This is a genomic window from Mycolicibacterium helvum (assembly GCF_010731895.1).
Taxonomy (GTDB): Bacteria; Actinomycetota; Actinomycetes; order Mycobacteriales; family Mycobacteriaceae; genus Mycobacterium; species Mycobacterium helvum.
Genome location: NZ_AP022596.1, coordinates 4,301,522 through 4,319,401, shown reverse-complemented (window position 1 = coordinate 4,319,401; position 17,880 = coordinate 4,301,522). Strand labels below are relative to the sequence as shown.

The 17,880-nt window shown below is 64.1% G+C and carries 20 protein-coding genes; 7 read left to right on the top strand and 13 right to left on the bottom strand.

Features of this window, described 5'->3' with window-relative positions:
• Positions 1 to 13 precede the first annotated feature (13 nt).
• Genes G6N38_RS20290 through G6N38_RS20280 form a run of 3 tightly spaced genes read left to right on the top strand, consistent with a single transcriptional unit; the run spans position 14 to position 3,706 of the window.
• Positions 14 to 1,618, top strand: coding sequence for a class I adenylate-forming enzyme family protein (locus G6N38_RS20290; RefSeq protein WP_163749831.1), 1,605 nt, complete (start codon positions 14 to 16; stop codon positions 1,616 to 1,618).
• Positions 1,615 to 2,421, top strand: coding sequence for a class II aldolase/adducin family protein (locus G6N38_RS20285; protein ID WP_163749830.1), 807 nt, complete (start codon positions 1,615 to 1,617; stop codon positions 2,419 to 2,421). The genes G6N38_RS20290 and G6N38_RS20285 overlap by 4 nt, the downstream gene beginning before the upstream one ends.
• A gap of 16 nt (positions 2,422 to 2,437) precedes the next feature.
• Positions 2,438 to 3,706 (top strand): amidohydrolase family protein, encoded by a 1,269-nt coding sequence (locus G6N38_RS20280; RefSeq protein WP_163749829.1) that lies wholly within the window; start codon positions 2,438 to 2,440, stop codon positions 3,704 to 3,706.
• Here G6N38_RS20280 and G6N38_RS20275 read toward each other — a convergent pair whose 3' ends face one another.
• Together G6N38_RS20275 and G6N38_RS20270 are read right to left on the bottom strand one after the other, a co-directional pair.
• A complete protein-coding gene (locus tag G6N38_RS20275) occupies positions 3,707 to 4,645 on the bottom strand; it encodes a D-2-hydroxyacid dehydrogenase family protein (RefSeq protein WP_163749828.1) in 939 nt (312 codons plus the stop codon).
• On the bottom strand, positions 4,642 to 5,247 hold the full coding sequence (locus G6N38_RS20270; protein ID WP_163749827.1) for a cysteine hydrolase family protein: 606 nt from the start codon (positions 5,245 to 5,247) through the stop codon (positions 4,642 to 4,644). The genes G6N38_RS20275 and G6N38_RS20270 overlap by 4 nt, the downstream gene beginning before the upstream one ends.
• A gap of 261 nt (positions 5,248 to 5,508) precedes the next feature.
• Here G6N38_RS20270 and G6N38_RS20265 point away from each other — a divergent pair, with 261 nt between their 5' ends.
• The 4 genes from G6N38_RS20265 (at position 5,509) to G6N38_RS20250 (ending at position 9,056) form a co-directional block, all read left to right on the top strand.
• Positions 5,509 to 6,042, top strand: a complete 534-nt coding sequence (locus G6N38_RS20265; protein WP_246227345.1) for a hypothetical protein — start codon at positions 5,509 to 5,511, stop codon at positions 6,040 to 6,042.
• Between the two features lie 92 nt (positions 6,043 to 6,134).
• The gene (locus tag G6N38_RS20260; protein WP_163749826.1) at positions 6,135 to 6,557 is read left to right on the top strand and encodes a nitroreductase family deazaflavin-dependent oxidoreductase; all 423 of its coding nucleotides are present in this window, start codon (positions 6,135 to 6,137) and stop codon (positions 6,555 to 6,557) included.
• Positions 6,558 to 6,960: 403 nt separating this feature from the next.
• Positions 6,961 to 8,094: a phosphotransferase family protein gene (locus tag G6N38_RS20255; RefSeq protein WP_163749825.1), complete on the top strand. Its 1,134-nt coding sequence runs from the start codon at positions 6,961 to 6,963 to the stop codon at positions 8,092 to 8,094.
• Positions 8,091 to 9,056, top strand: coding sequence for a DUF7064 domain-containing protein (locus G6N38_RS20250; RefSeq protein WP_163749824.1), 966 nt, complete (start codon positions 8,091 to 8,093; stop codon positions 9,054 to 9,056). Before G6N38_RS20255 ends, G6N38_RS20250 begins: the two co-directional genes overlap by 4 nt.
• Positions 9,057 to 9,067: 11 nt before the next feature.
• On the opposite strand, the gene G6N38_RS20245 is transcribed toward G6N38_RS20250, so the two are convergent.
• From G6N38_RS20245 to G6N38_RS20195, 11 genes are read right to left on the bottom strand one after another with little or no spacing between them, the layout of a single operon-like run.
• Complete coding sequence (locus G6N38_RS20245; RefSeq protein ID WP_179968418.1) at positions 9,068 to 9,619, bottom strand: hypothetical protein; 552 nt, start codon at positions 9,617 to 9,619, stop codon at positions 9,068 to 9,070.
• A gap of 18 nt (positions 9,620 to 9,637) precedes the next feature.
• Positions 9,638 to 10,027: a hypothetical protein gene (locus G6N38_RS20240; RefSeq protein ID WP_163749823.1), complete on the bottom strand. Its 390-nt coding sequence runs from the start codon at positions 10,025 to 10,027 to the stop codon at positions 9,638 to 9,640.
• Entirely contained in the window at positions 10,024 to 10,482 is a 459-nt protein-coding gene (locus tag G6N38_RS20235) for a hypothetical protein (RefSeq protein WP_163749822.1), read from the bottom strand. Before G6N38_RS20235 ends, G6N38_RS20240 begins: the two co-directional genes overlap by 4 nt.
• 22 nt (positions 10,483 to 10,504) lie before the next feature.
• Positions 10,505 to 11,122: a hypothetical protein gene (locus tag G6N38_RS20230; RefSeq protein WP_246227344.1), complete on the bottom strand. Its 618-nt coding sequence runs from the start codon at positions 11,120 to 11,122 to the stop codon at positions 10,505 to 10,507.
• A gap of 3 nt (positions 11,123 to 11,125) precedes the next feature.
• Entirely contained in the window at positions 11,126 to 11,740 is a 615-nt protein-coding gene (locus tag G6N38_RS20225) for a hypothetical protein (protein ID WP_163749821.1), read from the bottom strand.
• Between the two features lie 39 nt (positions 11,741 to 11,779).
• Positions 11,780 to 12,736, bottom strand: coding sequence for an MlaD family protein (locus G6N38_RS20220; RefSeq protein WP_163749820.1), 957 nt, complete (start codon positions 12,734 to 12,736; stop codon positions 11,780 to 11,782).
• On the bottom strand, positions 12,733 to 13,713 hold the full coding sequence (locus tag G6N38_RS20215) for an MlaD family protein (protein ID WP_179968417.1): 981 nt from the start codon (positions 13,711 to 13,713) through the stop codon (positions 12,733 to 12,735). Before G6N38_RS20215 ends, G6N38_RS20220 begins: the two co-directional genes overlap by 4 nt.
• Before the next feature lie 8 nt (positions 13,714 to 13,721).
• Positions 13,722 to 14,867, bottom strand: a complete 1,146-nt coding sequence (locus tag G6N38_RS20210; protein WP_246227343.1) for an MlaD family protein — start codon at positions 14,865 to 14,867, stop codon at positions 13,722 to 13,724.
• Positions 14,837 to 15,799: an MlaD family protein gene (locus G6N38_RS20205; protein WP_407662775.1), complete on the bottom strand. Its 963-nt coding sequence runs from the start codon at positions 15,797 to 15,799 to the stop codon at positions 14,837 to 14,839. The genes G6N38_RS20210 and G6N38_RS20205 overlap by 31 nt, the downstream gene beginning before the upstream one ends.
• Positions 15,796 to 16,803 (bottom strand): MlaD family protein, encoded by a 1,008-nt coding sequence (locus tag G6N38_RS20200; protein ID WP_163749819.1) that lies wholly within the window; start codon positions 16,801 to 16,803, stop codon positions 15,796 to 15,798. The genes G6N38_RS20205 and G6N38_RS20200 overlap by 4 nt, the downstream gene beginning before the upstream one ends.
• A complete protein-coding gene (locus tag G6N38_RS20195) occupies positions 16,800 to 17,876 on the bottom strand; it encodes an MlaD family protein (protein ID WP_163749818.1) in 1,077 nt (358 codons plus the stop codon). Before G6N38_RS20195 ends, G6N38_RS20200 begins: the two co-directional genes overlap by 4 nt.
• Positions 17,877 to 17,880 lie beyond the last annotated feature (4 nt).

Genomic DNA, 17,880 nt, shown 5'->3' with positions numbered 1-17,880 from the left:
ATATGATTTGGTGATGGCTGTCGACGCTGCCGTCACGACCAGCGCCGAAGCGGCGCATTACCGGGCCGCCGGGTGGTGGACGGACACCACCCTGTCCGACTGCGTTCGCCGCAATGCCAAGTCCGCACCCGGTAAAGCCGCATACGTCGGCTTCACCTTCGGCGGGCCGGATTGGGCGCTGACCTGGTCGGAGTTCGACAACGCCGCCACCAACCTCGCGGTACAGCTGCGGCGCCTCGGCGTGGCGCCGGGCGATCGGGTGGCCATCTGGCACGGCGACACCGTCACCATCCACGTCCTGTTGGTGGCCATCGAGCGCTGCGGCGCGGTGAGCGTGGGGCTCGGGGCGCGCGCTGGGGTGCGGGAGGCCGCGCAGATCATGCGGACCGCACAGCCGTCACTGTTGGTCAGCGACACCGCACGGGGCCCGCAGGCAGCCGAGGTGGCCGCCGACCTGTCATTGCGTGCCGTGGTGCTCGGCCCCGGCGGGCTCACCATCGACACCACCGCAGCCGCACCGGACGCTGCGGTCGGGCTGTCGCCAGTGGGGCCCGATGACCCCTTCCTCATCAACTCGACCTCGGGCACCACGGGGCTACCCAAATGCGTAGTGCACACCCAGAACCGCTGGCACTACTTTCACCAAAAGGCAGTCGCCAACGGCGAACTGAACGCCACCGACGTCTTCCTTCCGGTCATCCCGACCCCGTTCGGCTTCGGAATCTGGACCTCACACACCACCCCGATCTATCTCGGCGCGACAACCGTGCGCATCGAGCGGTTCGACCCGGTCGCGACCTGCGCCGCCATCGAGCGCCACCGCGCCACGGTGTTGTGCTGTGTGAGTACCCAATTGATGATGATTCTGGCCAACACCGCCTCCCGGGAGTACGACCTCTCCAGCCTGCGCATCGTGTTCACCGGCGGCGAGCCCTTGCCCTACGCACAGGCCGCACAGTTCGAAGAGCTGACCGGGGTCACGATCCTCCAGTTCTACGGCTCCAACGAAACCGGCATGCTCAGTGCGACCACCGTCAAGGATTCGCTGCACCACCGGCTGCGAACCGCCGGGCAGATCGTCCCCGAGATGCAGGTGCGCCTGTTCGACGGTGCCGACGACGTCACGAAATCCGGTCGTGGACAGCCGGTTTGCCGCGGACCGGCGACCAGCCTCGGCTACCTGGGCGGCACCGATCACGACAAGCTGTACACCGAGGACGGCTGGATGCGGATGGGCGATATCTGCGAGCTGGACAGCGATGGCTATCTGGTGCTGGCCGGGCGAACCTCCGACTTCATCCTGCGCGGCGGCAAGAACATCAGTGCGGTCGCCGTCGAGGAAGTCGTGGACACCCACCCCGCCGTCGCGGTGGCCGCCGCGGTGGCCATGCCCGATCCCCTCTTCGGGGAGCGGGTCTGTGTCTTCGCCGAGCTCGTCAATCCCGGCGACACACTCGAGCTGCCTGCCCTCATCGACCACCTGCTGGCCCACGGCGTCTCGAAGGAACTGCTGCCCGAACGCCTCGAGGTGCTAGCCGAGCTTCCGCGCTCCTCCGGCGGCAAGATCGCCAAAGGGCAACTCCGCGAAGAGATCCGATCAATACTGGAGCGATCATGACCACACCAGAAGTGCGTCGGGGCGGCCTCGGCGTATGGGCGCCGTCGAAGACGCCACCGATCGGCATCGAACTGACCGACGAGCAGAAGATGGCGGTGGCGTTCCGTCACCTCGCCGATATCGGCTTCGCCGAGAACATGGCCGGGCACATCACCTGGCAGCCCGAGGGACAGACCGAGGTGGACAGTCGCTCGGGCAAGCCTCGCTCCGACATGTTCGTCAACCCGTGGGGACTGTGGTGGCAGGAACTGTCCGCATCCGACATCTGCGTGGTCGATGAGGACGCGCATGTGGTCCGCGGCCGCTGGGACGTCACACCGGCGATCCACCTGCACACCGAGATCCACCGGCAGCGTCCTGATGCCAGGGTGGTGATCCACAATCACCCCTACTACGTCAGCCTGATCGCCGCGTTGGGAGTGTTGCCCGACCTCGTCCACCAGACCGGCGCGTTGTTCCTCGATGACATGTATCTGGTCGAGAAGTACGACGGTGAGATCGATACCCCTTGGCGTGCAGCGGAACTCGCTGGTCAGATCGGTTCGGCCAATCTGGTGATCCTGGCCAACCACGGGGTGATCGCCACCGGACATGATCTGGCCGCGGCGGTGTATCGGGCGGTGTCCATCGAGCGGGTGTGCCGGCTGGCCTACGACGTGATGGTCACCGGCCGCACACCAAAGACGATGAACCGCGGCGACATGATCGGCATGCAGGCCTCGCTGATCGAACGCGCCGCCGACGTGTACTGGGCCGGCGCTGCGCGCATGACCATCAAGGCCGACCCCAGCGTGCTGGACTGACAAGGAGACTTGAGCCATGGCTTCCATCGACGAGTTGCAGTCGAATCTGAACTTCACCACCGCCAAGACCGGCGCCGACCGGACCGTGACCTTCCTCCCCGAACCCGAACGCGCGAAGCGCTACTACACCGTCATCTCCGTCGACGATCACATCGTCGAGCCACCCGACACGTTCGAGGGACGGGTGCCGGCCAAGTTCGCCGACCGGGCGCCGCGGGTGGTCGATACTGAGGACGGCGGGCAGACCTGGATGTATGACGGCCAGTCGCTACCGAACGTCGGATTCAACGCCGTCGTCGGCCGGCCGGTGTCGGAGTACGGGTTCGAACCGGCCCGGTTCGATGAAATGCGCCGCGGCGCCTGGGATATCCATGCCCGCGTGGCGGACATGGACCTCAACGGTGTGTACGCCTCGCTGAACTTCCCGTCATTCCTGCCTGGCTTCGCCGGTCAGCGGCTGCAGCAGGTGACCACCGACCGGGACCTGGCGATGGCGTCGGTCAGGGCCTGGAACGACTGGCATATCGACTCCTGGGCCGGAACGTACCCGGGCCGGATCATTCCCTGCCAGCTGCCGTGGCTGCTGGATCCCGAGGTCGGCGCAAAGATGATCTACGAGAACGCCGAACGCGGCTTCCACGCGGTGACGTTCAGCGAGAACCCGGCCATGCTGGGGCTGCCGACCATCCACTCCGGCTACTGGGAGCCGATGATGGCCGCCTGCGCGGAGACCGGGACGGTGGTCAACCTGCACATCGGCTCGTCGGGAACCTCCCCGTCGACCACCGACGACGCCCCGCCTGATGTGCCCGGCGTGCTGTTCTTTGCCTACGCCATCAGCGCGGCGGTCGACTGGTTGTACTCCGGCGTGTGCAGCCGCTATCCGGACCTGAAGATCTGCCTATCCGAGGGCGGAATCGGCTGGGTGGCAGGGCTTCTCGACCGCCTGGACCACATGTTGAGCTACCACGAGATGTACGGGACGTGGAAGGCGCTCGGCGAGACCCTGACCCCGGCCGAGGTGTTCACCCGCAACTTCTGGTTCTGCGCGGTCGAGGATCAGTCGTCGTTCATCCAGTACGAGCGGATTGGCGCCGACAACATCCTGCTCGAAGCCGACTACCCGCACTGCGATTCGACCTGGCCGCACACCCAGCGCACCATCCGCGAGCAGATCAACGGACTGCCTGACGACATCATCCGGAAAGTGACCTGGGAGAACGCTTCACGGCTCTACCAGCATCCGGTCCCGGAGGCCGTCCAGCAGAACCCGGACGCCTACTGATCACTGCCGGTCAAGCCACTGCGCGATAGCGGCGACGGCATCGGAAAAGAAGATGCGATAGGGACGGTCGGCGACATAACCGATATGCGGTGTGGCAATCACGTTGTCGAGGGTGCGCAGGCGGTGCCCGGCCGGAAGCGGCTCGGTGTCGAAGACGTCCAGCGCAGCGGCCCGAATGGTCTTGGCTTCCAGGGCCGCGACCAGGGCAGCCTCGTCGATGAGCGGCCCGCGAGAGGTGTTGACCAGCAGCGCAGTTGGCTTCATTAACGCCAGTTCGGCAGCGCCGATCAGACCCGTGGACCGTTCGCTGAGCTTCATGTGGACGGTCAGCACATCGGAGCGGGCGAACAGCTCCTCCTTGCCGACGTGGGTCGCCCCCGCTCCGGCGGCGGTCTCCGGGGTCAGGTTCTGGCTCCAGGCGATCACGTGCATACCAAATGCCTCACCAATTCGGGCGACGCGAGCACCGATGCGGCCCAAGCCCAGAACGCCCAGCACCCGCCCGGACAGTTCGCGTCCCACCGATACCTGCCAGCCGCCGTCGCGGACCGAAGTGCTTTCGGCGACGAGATTGCGAGCCCCGGCCAGGATCAGCGCCCAGGTCAGCTCCACCGTCGACGCCACGGTGCCGCCGGTGGTCCCGACGTGGATACCGTGTTCCTCGGCAGCCGCCATGTCGATGGAGGCGTTGAACGGGCCGGTGGAGGCGATCATCTTCAGCTTCGGCAGTCGTTCGATGATGCTGCGCGGCAGCGGGGTTCGCTCACGCATCACGAAGATCACGTCGAAGGGAGCCAGCCGTGCGACGAGTTCGTCGGGGTCGAAGATGTGGTCGTTGAAGACCGTGATGTCGGCACGATCGGCCACCGTCGCCCAGTCGGCCAACTCGAGGGCGACGTTCTGGTAATCATCGAGGACTGCGACCTGCACGCGCGTCACGCGAGCTGCCCGATGAACTCGTCGGCGGTCATCGGCCGAGAAAACATCGGGTAGTCGTACTTGAGCGCGTTCTCGTGCTCCTCAACCGAGGTCGCCGCGACACAATCGCTCAATGTGATGACCTGATAACCGTTCTCGTAGCCACTGCGCATCGTCGATTCCACGCAACAGTTGGTCAGGAACCCAGCCAGCGCGATGGTGCTGATGCCCTTGCTGCGCAGGATGAAGTCCAAGTTGGTGCTGGCGAACGTGTCCAGGCCGCGCTTTCCTTCGATGACGATGTCACCGGCGGCCGGCGTCAGATCCTCGACGATCGCCGCACCCCATGACCCTTTGACGAAGGCGTTGCCGTCGACCACTCCCTTCAGAATCCCATAGGGGTGGTTGGTGATCTCGCCGTAGCCCTCAGCGAAGGTGATCGGGGCATGCATGACCACTACCCCCGTGCTGCGAGCCGCGGCCACCACGTTGCGGGTATGCGCGAGCATGCCCGTCCTTGCCATCACTTCCGACACCGCATCGTGCAGGACGCCACCGTAGGTGGTGAAGTCGTTCTGGTATTCGATCAACACCACGGCAGTGCTCTTGGGATCAATGGTCATGTCCGCAGGCTAATCGGGTTTTGGGCCACTCATGTAACGGCATGACATTTGGCCCTAGTGCCGCCCCGCACAGTGCTACATGTTCGTCATATGGCCGGCCCACGAAAATTCATCGCTGCCGCAGCAGCGGGGGTGGCGGCTGCAGCAGCCTACCGCCGCTTCCTAGTGCCCGTGCTGATGATATGGGGAACGACGGTCGACGAGGTGGACGGCCCCTTCCCCGGTGAAGACCTCGTCCCCGGGGGTGAGCGCGGAGCAACCATGGCCATCACCATCGCGGCGACACCCGAGCGGGTTTGGCCCTGGCTCGTTCAGATGGGCTGGGACCGGGGAGGTTTCTATTCTTGGGACCTGCTCGACAACGCCGGCCGGCCCAGCGCCCGGCAGGTTCACCCGGAGTGGCAGGACGTCGGCGTCGGTGATCGTCTGAAGTGCCTCGGGCTTCCGTCTTATGCGATTGCAACCCTTGAACCGAACCACTTTCTCGGCCTCTATTCACTGACCGATCTCCGAGGGCGACTGCTTGATCCACGCCAGCCCCGACCGCGTGCCTACCTGGAGGGGCTCTGGGGCTTCTGCTTGCGCGAGTTGCCTGGCGGAAGCACCCGGCTGGTGATCGGTGGCTACCAAGCTGCCCGACCCCGATACTTTGAGCGGTTGATGTACGACTGGGTCTTTCCGCCGGTGGTGTGGATCATGCAGGCGCGCATGCTGGAAGTGCTCAAGCGCAATGTCGAGCAGCAGTCCACGTCCGCGGTCGGTTCTCCCCGCCTGATCGAAGATCGCGCGAAATGAGCAGCCTGATCCATACGTCGTGAAATTTCCTCACGCCAGACGTAACCCAGCAGAGTGGGAATAGCCCCGCGGTCGAAGGTGTTGTCGAGTCCGTGACTGAACATGCCGAGTTGAGCCCCACCGATTGGGTGCGCGAGCAGACCGAAAAGATTCTGAAGCAGGGCACCACCGACGGGGTCGAGATCCTGGACCGTCCGGTCGTCCTGTTCACCACCACCGGAGCGAAATCCGGCAAGAAGCGCTACGTGCCGCTGATGCGGGTCGAGGAGAACGGCCGCTACGCCATGGTCGCCTCCAAGGGCGGCGACCCGGCGCACCCGTCGTGGTACTTCAACGTCAAGGCCAACCCCACCGTGACCGCCCAGGACGGCGACAAGGTCGTGACATTGACCGCTCGCGAGGTCTCTGGCGAAGAGCGGGAGCACTGGTGGGAGCTGGCCGTCGCGGCCTACCCGCCGTACGCCGAGTACCAGACCAAGACTTCGCGGTTGATCCCGGTTTTCGTCCTGGAGTAGCACTAGCATTCAGCCCATGTCGGGGCGGCAGGCCCGCGGGATTCCTTCCGGCCGGTGATGCCGGGTCCGAAGCCACCATGGTGGAAGGCGCCGGTCGGCCGTCTCGACGGCCGACCGGTCATATCGTGACCCGCGACTGCGCGCCCACACCCAAGGGGTTTCGGCACCCGGTTCGTTGGCTTGCCTCAGGCCGCGGCGGTAGCGACACATTTTCTAATCGATATTAGAATCTGTAGGCAGACCTGCAACCAGAGCAGATACCCCCGCGCCGGGAGCGATTGCCCAATTCTGGGATGCCACAGCCTGGTGAATGTATTTTCATAGTTGAAACTCTGCTCATCGCTCAGATACAGTCCGGGTGACCTGGATCACCCGGAAGTTTGATGCGAGGAGGGCGACAGCAGTGGCCTTGAAGAACACCGTCGACACCGAACTGGCGGCCAAACGCCTCACCGAATGGTTGAGCCAGAAGGTGCACGGCGCCCAGGAGCCGGCGGTCACCGATGTCCGCGTGCCGAGCGCCGGCGGTCTGTCCAACGAGACCGTCATGTTCACCGCCGCGTGGTCCCAGGGCGGTACGCGCACCATCCGCAACCTGGTGGCTCGTGTCCAGCCGTCCAGCCCCGGCGTGTTTCCCCAGTACGACCTGAGCAAGGAAGCCCGAGTGCTCTCCGCCCTTGCCCAGCATTCGTCGGTACCAGTCCCCCAGGTCCGGTTCCTCGAGCAGGATCCATCCATCTTCGGCGCACCCTTTCTGGTCATGGACAAGGTGGACGGACGGGTGCCCGCCGACGACCCACCCTTCACCGCCGCCGGGTGGATTCTCGATGATCTGAGCCCAGACGAACGCCGGCGGCTATGGCAGCAGAGCATCGATACTCTTGCCGCCATCCACGCGGTGGACTGGCGCACCGCGGGGCTCGAATTCCTCGACACTGCAGACAATCACAGCGGTCTCGAGGCCTGCATGAGCTTCTGGAGACGAACCTTCGCATGGGCAGCAGACGGGGAGCCGAATCCCACCATCGAGGCAGCATTGGACTGGCTGGAGCACAACAAACCCGACGGCGCGACAGCGCCACTCGTACTCAACTGGGGCGATGCCCGGGTGGGCAACATCATCTATGGAGACGACCGGTCCCCTGCCGCGGTATTGGACTGGGAAATGGTGGAGTTGGCCCACCGTGAACAGGATCTCGGCTGGTGGCTGTTCATCATGCGGTACTACACGGAGGGAATCGGCCAGGCTCTGCCGGCCGGCATCCCCGACCGCGATGAAACGCTGCGCTACTACGAACAGGCGACCGGCCAAACCCTGGGCGACATCGACTACTACGAGACATTCGCGGCCACCCGCTTGTCGATCCTGATGGTTCGCGCCGCGCACATGATGATTGCGGCCGGACTCCTCCCATCGGATGCGCCGATGTCTCAGAGCAATCCAGCAAGCAACCTGCTGGCCAGGCTTCTGGACCTGCCCGCGCCTGAAGGTACGTCGACGAGTTTCGCCGGCAACCGCGGGGTGAGCGCGCAATGAGCAAGCAGTATGACGATGCCGACGAGGGCACTCACGAGCCCGCTACCGCCGACCCGGACTGGCAAGAGAGCGTGTTCGTCCATTGGTACGACCGCGCCGCCGGCATCGGAGGGGTCAACAGGATCGGGCACGAGCCGAACCGTCCAGGAGGCGGGTGTTCGGCCCTGCAGTGCTTTGTGGCAACGTCAGACGGAGTTCGGTTCCGTCGCAACGACTTCCAGTTGCCACTCGTCAACGCCTCCACTCCGCGGGGGTTCCGTGCCGGCGGCTCACAGTGGCATGTCGACGGCGGAGCGCCGCGACTGGTGATCGATGAGCCGGGGTGCAGCGTCGACCTCGTGATGGACCGCTTCTACGGACTGACCGATTTCTTCCCGCCGAGCAGCAGCATGGCGCAGGACTTCGCCAAGGACCACTACGAGACCTCGGGCCGAATCCGAGGCAGCGTGCGTATCGACGGCCGCAGCTTCGACGTAGACGGCATGTATCACCGCGATCACTCCTGGGGGCTCCGCAAGACGATGACCCTCAAGAGTCACCGGTGGATTTCCGGGAGCTTCGGTCCGGACCTGTCCTTCGGGTCGATCCTGTGGCACGCCGACGACGACTCGCTGGTCAAGGTGGGATACCTGGTGCGCGATGGGGAGATTATGTACGCGCAGGACGTCGATGCGATCACCTACCTCGAGCCCGACGGATTGACCCACCGCGGCGGCGAGGTCACCTGGTCGATGCCAGATGGGAGTGTGATCGCGCTGCGTGCCGATGTCATGGATGCCGTCGTCGCTCATCTGCACAACGTGTACTACGTCGACTCGATCTGCGATGTCCGACATCCCTCAGACGCACAACGCTGGGGGATCTGCGACTTCGAGATCAGCAACAACGCCCGCCTGGGCACGGCACCGATCGCCCGAGCTATCAATGCTGCTCTCGACGAGGGAATCACGAAGCGCGCCTGAGTCGCTCTTGCTCAGCTGTAGCAGGGGCCGCCGTCTGGCGGTGCACAGGATGCCGGGCCGAGTTGTATCCAGCTCAGGTCCATCCATGGGGCGGAAAGCCAGGTTTGGGAGGGTGCGAGGATGAAGCGCATCGGGCCGCGTTCGCAGTAGGTTCGGCCGTCGGGTGTGGCTGCGCAGGTGGTGCCTTGGTGGGTGATCTTGCTGCGCGGCGGTAGGGGCTGTTGTGCCTGACTGGCGGGGAATCGGACGGCCATTGACCAGTCGTAGTGCACCGCGCGGTCGCCGTCGATCCAGCCGATATGGCTGACTCCGGCTGGGGCACCTGGGATGTCGCCGGCGCAGCCGAAGCTACCCAAGCCCCAGATTCCGCAGTTCTGTCCGGTCGGCGCGGTGAACCACACTCCCCCGGGCTGGACGAACCCACCGGTATCGACCTGATCGTAGTAGCGGATGTCGGGGAACGGGTCGGGAGGATTTTCTGTGCCGGCAGGATCGGCGTGCGCGGGCCCTGCGTTGCCGAGTGCCATCATCAACGCCGCCACCGCACAGTACGTTCGCTTCATCCATCTCCTTGCGTTGTGTCAGGTAATTCGCGGTGTGATGCCGTAGCAGGCGGCATCGCCCACATCAAGGGTGTTCTGGCAGATGACCTTGCCCCGATAGATGATCCGCACGCTCACCCAGCGATTCGGAGCGGCGCTCGGGCGCCAGTCGGCCCGTACCTGGCTGCCCTGCGGCGGGGCTGCGCGGACCGCGCTCACCGCAGCGTCGATACGCCAGGGCAGCGCCACGGCGTCCACGGAGATGCGTCCGATGGTGTCCTGGTATTCGATGGTGGCCATCCCGACACTGTCGGAGACGACTTCATAGGTCACGACATCCTCGGCCCACGCCGTGGCCGGAGCATGAAGTACCGCAGCGCTGAGCACCGTCGTGCCGGCGACCGCAACGATCGTGCGCCTCAGCGTCATGTCGGCTTGCCCACCAGGACCGCGACAACCAGGGTGTAGTCCGATCCGGGGTCATACAGTTGGCTGACACCGAAATCGGTGTAGGAGCAGTCGAGAACCACCTCACGGCCCTGCAACAGCAGTCCCTTGATGGCATCGCCTACGTCGTGTCCGGCGCCCTGCAATGAGACGACCTTGTCGGTGGTGATCCCGAGATCCTTCACGATGTCGGTGGGGTGCGCCTGATCGGCTGGAATGTTGTCGGCAGTGTGCTCCAGGTAGGTCACGGTGGAACGGTTGACGATGTCGGCGGCGTGCTCGACGGTGGGGTTGTAGCTCAGCGAGCCACAGGCCCCGCCACCACGGGCTGCCGACAGGGCTTGTGTGAGCGCCGGTGCGGGGTCGGCGCCGGCCGGTGGCGCTACCGCACTGCCGCCACCGAACACCGCGACCAGCGCCACTGCTGACCTGATCATCTTTATCGTCCCCATCATCGGGTCAGCCACACACGTCGGAGCGATGGATCTTGCTGCCCCAGTGCAGCATCCGCAGATACGACGGCCCGCTGAACCACGTCGGCTGCCTGGCCTTGAGACCGTTACTGACATTGGACATCTGCTGCCATAACCCGTAGAACGCATCACCCTGATAGATCGGGAAATACAGGTCGCCGGCGTGGTCGTAACTCTGGGTGAGCGCTTGAGCCCGCGGTGTCAGAAAGTCCAGCGATTGGTCCAGGTTGGCGATGACGATGCCGGCCTGCTGCCAGACCCCATCGGCGCCGAAGTCACCATTGTGGCGGATCACATTGTCGTTGAGACCCTCCACCTGATGCTTGATCGTGTCGAACTGGGCGTCATACCACTGACACATCTCCCGCTCAGCCTCGATGTCAACCGGGGTGACGTAGCGCTGGGTCTGATCGAACGGAAACGGGAACTGTGGCTGCCACTCGCTTGGGTGCACGGTGATGACCGGCAAGCGTTGCGGCTGGTCGTATTGCGCCACCGGATCGTAGTCACTGCCCTCATCGGCCCAGGCGAAACCGGTGACCGATACGACCCCACCGAGAACGAAAGACAAGGCTGCCGCCACGCTTTTCCAGCGGGTCAGCATCGGCTACTTGCCCAACGCGGAGTCGATACCACCGACATCGGTGATCAGCCAACCGTTGTTGCTGTCGATGGTGATGCTGTAGGTGGCCGTGGATTGCAGCCCGTCGGGTGCCTGCAGGGTTTTGGTCAAAACGCTGACGAACGAATCCACGGTGTAGACGCCGCCGGCCTGCGAGCGGACCTTCGTCGCCAACGGTTTGGCCGTCGACTTCCACTGCAACGGTGCCAGCACCTGCTCCATCGAGTCGGCCGCCTTGGTCAGCTTGTCCTTGAGCTCCGGTGATGTCCCATTGACCAGCTTGACTTTCCATGCGTTGAAATCCTGGTAATCCATCTGCGCCGCGTTCACCGCGTAATCAGCGGCGATCTCCTCTGCGTGGGCCCTGTTGCTTGCATCCCGCGCAGCAGCGTCAAGCGTGCGCTCCGCACCGACGTACAACCAGCCCAGCACCGCCACGGTACCGGCGAGCAGACAGATCACCGCGGCGACAACGACGGCGCGCACCGAGACGGAGATCCGGCGGGGGGCATTCGCCGACTCGGTCGCGACCGCATCGGCGTCGTCGTTATCGACGACAGCGGTCGACTCCCGTTCAATCTCTATGTTGGTCAACGACATTGGAATTCCTCTTCTAGATCGTCGGAGAAGGACCTCGATCTACTGATCGGGGATCGTGACATGAAGGGTGATCGCTCCTTCCTCCGGTATGCCCGATAGAGCATTCGACAGGATCTGCGCGGTATCGAAATTCATCAACGCCCCACCGATACCGGTGAACTGCGGCAGCAACGCGTTACCGATGACTTTGAGGTCGGATCCCCTGGTGTCCAGAAATGCCTGGATCCTGGCCAGGAAGATCTGGAAGAGGCGCATGTTCTCCGGGTTATTCCACGCAACAGTGTTCATCATTCCTTTGAAGATGCGTGAGCTACTGGGTCCCAGCGCCCGCACCGACGGCGCCACCTCGGCCAGTACCGGCCCGACCCAGTCGGCGTTCTGCAGCAAGGTCTGGAAGTTGGCTAGTACCTGCTGCCCCTTACCGTTCATGCCCACCAACATGTTTCGGGTCAGCAGACTGGCCCTGGCCAGGTTCGGCAACACCTCGTCAGGGTCCGGCAAGCCGGCGTCGGCTTCGTTGAGGATCCGTTTGAGCTGCACCGGATCCATCTGGTTGAGCACTCGGACCACGCTGGTGGCCAGCTGAGAGATCGACGGCGGCACCGTGATCGACTCCGCGGCGATGCGCTGTCCGTCGGACAGCATCGGTCCGGTATCGGCCCTCGGGATGAAGCCGACGTAGGCCTCGCCCAGCGCGGACAGATTGTCCAACCGCACATCGCTGTCGACCGGAATGCGCTGATCGCCATCGATGTAGAAGTCGATGGTGGCATCACTCGCCGACGCCGAGATCGCGGTGATCTGACCGATCGGCGCGCCACGCAGCAGCACGCTGGAACCCACCACAAGACCTTTCACGTCGGGCACCGCCATCGACAGGTTGATGCGATGCTCGGGTGGGCCCAGCCGCAGACCGAACGAGCCAATGTAGAGCGACGTGACGGCGACGATCACCGCGAACGCGACGAACGAGGCGACGTTCTTAGCGGTCCTCACGGCATGGCTCCCAGGATCCGCAGTACGTCCTGGACATTGCCGATCATTTCCTGGCCGTCGGGGCCGGTGATGGAGGTGATGTTGATCGCCGGGTTCTTGTCGACTGGGAAGAAGTCCTCGATGAACAACTTTCGCCACGCCGGCGCTTCACGTTCGAAGTCCCACTTGCTCTGCTGTACCGCACCGACCGCGTTACCCAGCGAGTTGAGCATTGGCACCAGCCAGAAGCCACCGCTGTAGATGCTGCCCACCGAAGGCACCACCGTACCGATGTAGCTGGCGGCCACAGTTGCGCGGTCGAATCCAGTCAGGCCTGCCGGAGAGAACCAGTATTGGTAGACAGGAAGATTGCGGTGCATCACCTCGGTTGTGTCCGAGGCCCCGTCGAGCCATTTGTCGACGGTGTCGAGGTTGTCGGACAGGTTCGACAGGTCGATCGTCACCTGCCTGACCATGGTGCGCAGATCCTGCTGCCGCGCCGGCGTGACGTGGTTGAGCCCGATGATGGTGTTCTGCGCCCGCTGAATGGCCCCACTGCCAACGAAGTTCGCCAAGTTGGCCAGCGTGTCCTCCAGTTGCGGCGGAGAGGTGGTCTGCGCCAGCGGAATACGGCCCCCGGGTGGCACCGCCGCCGCTTGGCCGGCCTCCGGGCGTTCCAGGGCGACGTAGGTGTCCCCCAACACCGTCGACTGCTGCAGCGTCGCCCGGATATTGGTCGGGACCACCACTCCGTCTTCGATCCGGGAAACCACGTCGACATGGTCGCTCTTCAGGTCGACGCCCGTCACGAAACCGACGGTCGTGCCGTCCTGCACCACTTTTGCGCGGTCGGGCAGGTTCAGCACGTTGGCGAACTCGATGACGACGTCGTGGCCACGACCTTGGTTGCCGCCCGGCTGCGGCAGGGAATTCACCGTGATCGACGCACAGGACGACACCAGCAGCGTGCTGGCTGCCGCCGCTGCTGTAGCCAACATTCGGCGGTTCACCGGTGGCTCGCTTGTTGCAGGACGTACTGAAGTAACGCCACGTCGACGGCGTACGGTTGACCGTTGACGTCGGCGCAACTGCCTGGCATTGAGGCGTTCATCGCACCGCACAGCGCCAGTCCGTCGTGGGTGGGGACCCGAAACAACGGCGGTCGATAGGCGATGTTGAAGGTGCCGAACTGCTTGGCGTTGAAGTGATTTGCCGCGGTGTTGATCCACCAGGGCACCCCGTTGAACAGGCTGGCCAGTTCGTTGGCGTGGGGGCTGGTCTTCCGCAAGGCCGCGCTCACCGAATCCAGAGTGAGCTGCGTTTCATCGCCCAGCCGGGACTCCAGTACGGCAACCGTCTCGACAAGCGGACCCAGTGTCCCGTAGCCATCCGGACCTGCCAGCCGCGCACCGCCGTCGATGGCCACCGCTAGATCGGGGGTGGTGTGCGGTGCATCCGTCAGGATCTCCTTGAGCGGCCCGCGGATCTCCGTCAGCGTCGTGGTGAGTTCTGCGACGTTCTGAATGATCGAGCCGATATCGCTGATCTGCTGGTCGGGGCTGTTCAGCAGCGCCGAGGACACCGTCAGCAGGTGGCCCACTCCCGCACCATTGTTGTGCGCCAACTGATCCACGCCGCGGATGGTGTCGGCGACATTCTTAGAGCCGGCGGAGTTGATGGCGTTGACGAACGTGTCCGCCGAGCCGATGACTTCCGACAGCGACTTGGGTGACATGGATCGGTCCAGCGGGATGCACCCACCGGCGACCAGTTGCGGGCCCCCGGCATAGTTGCCCACCAGCTCCAGGGACCGGTCGGCCAGGATCGAGGGCGAGCGGATGACCGCCCTGACATCACCGGGCAACTCACGGTTCTCGGTCACCGAAAAGTCGACACGCACCCGGGTGGGAGCGGCCTTGATAGCAGTGATCCTCCCGATCGGATAGCCCATCTGGGTGACCGGATTGCCGACATACAGGCCGATGGTGTCCGGCAGGTACGCGCAATACGCGCCATCGTGGCGCCCTGCGGCGGGACCGCAGGACGAGCTCACCCCGACGACGCACGCGACCACCGCGGCAGTCACCGCCGCCCGCAAGATTCGGGACTTCCAGATCATCATCAGCAGGAACTCCCCGGAATCGGAATACACCAGTCAGTGGCCAGGTGGTCGGGACGGGCGTTCTGAGCGTCCAAAACCCGTTCGATCTTGTCGCGCACCCGGCGCAGCCGGGGCACGATGCGGCTGTTGTCATCTACCCACCGACGGACCCGGTCCTGCCACTGGCGAACCTTCTGGATGAACTCCTCACGGTGGTTGACCCAGAACTTGCCGAACGGCGTCAGGAACGCATCGCCGATGTCCCCCATGCCCTTCAGCGCGGCCGCGAAGCCCTCGCCGTACAAGACGAGTGTCTGTTCGAGGATGGAGATCTTGGAGATCAGCTCTGCGAGCTTGCCCCGGTAGTTGGCCAACGATTCGAGGTATTCGTCGGACAGGTCCAGGATCTGGGAGATCTGACCACGCTGCCGATCGATGGTGTCGGTCAGTGCCGTGCCGGCGTCGACGACCGCGGTCAGGGTGTCGACATTGGTCCCGGCCAGCCCGGCCTGGATCTGGTCGAGCGACTCACGAATCGGCCTCGGATCGACACGCTCGGTAATTTTCGACGAGTCGGCCAGTGCCGTCATCAGGTTGTAGGGCATCGTCACCCGCTGCACCGGAATCGGCCTCTGCCCCAACGGTTTGTCGCCGAGCGACACCAGGTTCACATAGTAGCCACCGACGACGGTCAGCATGCGCACCTGAATCTGGGACTGATCACCCACGAAAGCGCTCTTGTCCACGGTCGCACGTACCTTGACCTGGTTCGGCTCGATCGACATATCCTCGACCTTCCCGACGGTGATGCCCGCGATGCGCACACTGTCACCAGGACGGACCGCGGCCGCGTCGTCGGTGTAAAACACCACCGTCCGCTGATTGGGTGGGCTGATATAGACGGCAGCGGCCGTGACCGCCAACACGGCGACCATGACCAGTGCGGTCACACCCCACAGCATCGGGTTGGTCCACCTCGTCATCGGTTGCACACGATCACCCGCTGTCCGTTGAGCAGCACATCCATCGAGTCGGGTAGTTGCGCTTGGCCCCGCGAACACGGCAGCGGCTGATCCGGCTCGGCCGCAGGCCCCACGTTGTCCCAGATCACCGGCACCCGCTTGAAAGCGTCGCTGTAGTCATCGAACACCGTGATCGCCCGATCCAAGCCCTTGTCGATATCCGCCTTACCCGGGCTGAACCCAGCATTCTCGAGGAGACGCACCGCCGCAGCGGTGAAACCCGGCCCGTACAACTCGGACTTACGGAACTCGTCGAGCACCGACAACGCAGCATCGATCGGCCGGTTCACCCATTCCAGCACCTGCACGAGATCTTTGGAATGACCGCCCAGTTCATCGGCGATGGCACTGAGATTGCTCATCATCGCCGCGATCACCTGCTGGCGGTCGGCTACGAACTGGGTCAGAGTGTGGATGCTGTCGAGCATCGGCCCGAGACCGCCACCATCGCCCTGCAGGAAATTCGCTGCGTTATCGGTGAAGGTATCGATATCACTGGGACTCACGGTGGCCAGCACCGGTTGCAAACCGTTGAACAATGTCGTGATGTCGAACGACGGCGACGTCATGCTCAACGGAACCCGGCTCACCACGTTCACCCCCGAAGTCTGCTCGGAAGGATCGGCCACGTTCAGATACCGCAGACCGGTCAACGCTTGATACTTGATCGCCAACCGGGTCGTCGGAACGATCGCGTAACGTCGGTCCACACTCAGATCCACCTCGGCGATGCTCTGACCCGCCCTGCGCACCAGCCGCATATCTGTGACCTTGCCGACCCGCACCCCCCGCACCCGCACATCGGCGTCGGCATGCAAACCCGATGCATCCGTGAACTCAGCTGTGTAAGAGCGCGTTTCGACCGACACCGGTTGCCGGAGCACATTGACGATCAAGACGAACACCACGCCTGCCAACGCGGCGGCAACCATGAACCGCCACAACGCGGCCCGCGGCGTGATCACGGTCCCCCCACCGCATTGACCGCAGCCTGCACACCAGGAATCTGGTCGAGCACGATGTGCACCTGCAACGCCCGCTGCTCCGGTGAACCGGCATACAGCTTCTCGAAACGCGTCCGCAGCTCCACCACCATCTCGTTGAGCCCCACCGGCGCAATCAGTCCCGGCACCGTATCGGTGATCGACTGCACCGCGTTGACCACCGGCAACAGATCACTGGGATGGGAAGACAACAACTTTCCGATCGCACCGAACAACGAGTTCGCGATCACGTTCAGCGTCGCTTTCGAGTGTTGCTGCCAGTATTGCTCGGTTTGCTGCTGGCCGGGAACGGCAACAACATCCTGCCCAGGCAGTGCGTCCTGACCGGAGACGTTGAAGGTGACGAAGCCCGACTCCTGGTTGAAGCCGTAGCCGGCGGCGGTGGCTGCGTCGGCGAATCCCGGGAAGGCGACGCTGATTCCGGTGGCGTTACGCAGCAGCCGCTCGGTGCTGACCGTCTGTACCGCGGTCACCGACTCCGCCGCGGTGACCATCGACTCGATCAACGGGTTCAGGCCATCGGTATAGCGCGTGGCCCGGTTCATCACGTCCACCAGCTGCGGTGTCACGACGCCGTTGGTGATCTCGCCCATTCGCGACAGCAATGCCTGCAGGGTGAAATTGCCTACCGGAACCGTGGTGATCTGCGCGCCGTCACGCAACCGCTGGCCACCCTGAGCCGCCACCAGATTGACAGCCGTCACACCGAAATAGTTCGCCGGCCGGAAGTCGACACCAACCGTGTCGGTCAGATCCGCAGCCGGGGCCGACTCCAGATAAGCGTTGAGCCGCACAGTGCCGCTGGGCAGACTCGACACCTCGGTGACCTTGCCAACCGTCACACCATGCAACACCAGCGGCGAGCCCGCGGCGATTCCCTGCCCGACGTACGGCAGCTCCAACACCACCGAGATCCGATCCGCGTCGCGCTGGTCAAACGGGTTGAACACCAGAAGGACGCCAACTACGCCGGCGCACAGCAGCATTACCAGGCCGATGATCGTCAACCTTCGCCTCTCGGCGTCTGCCGACATACGA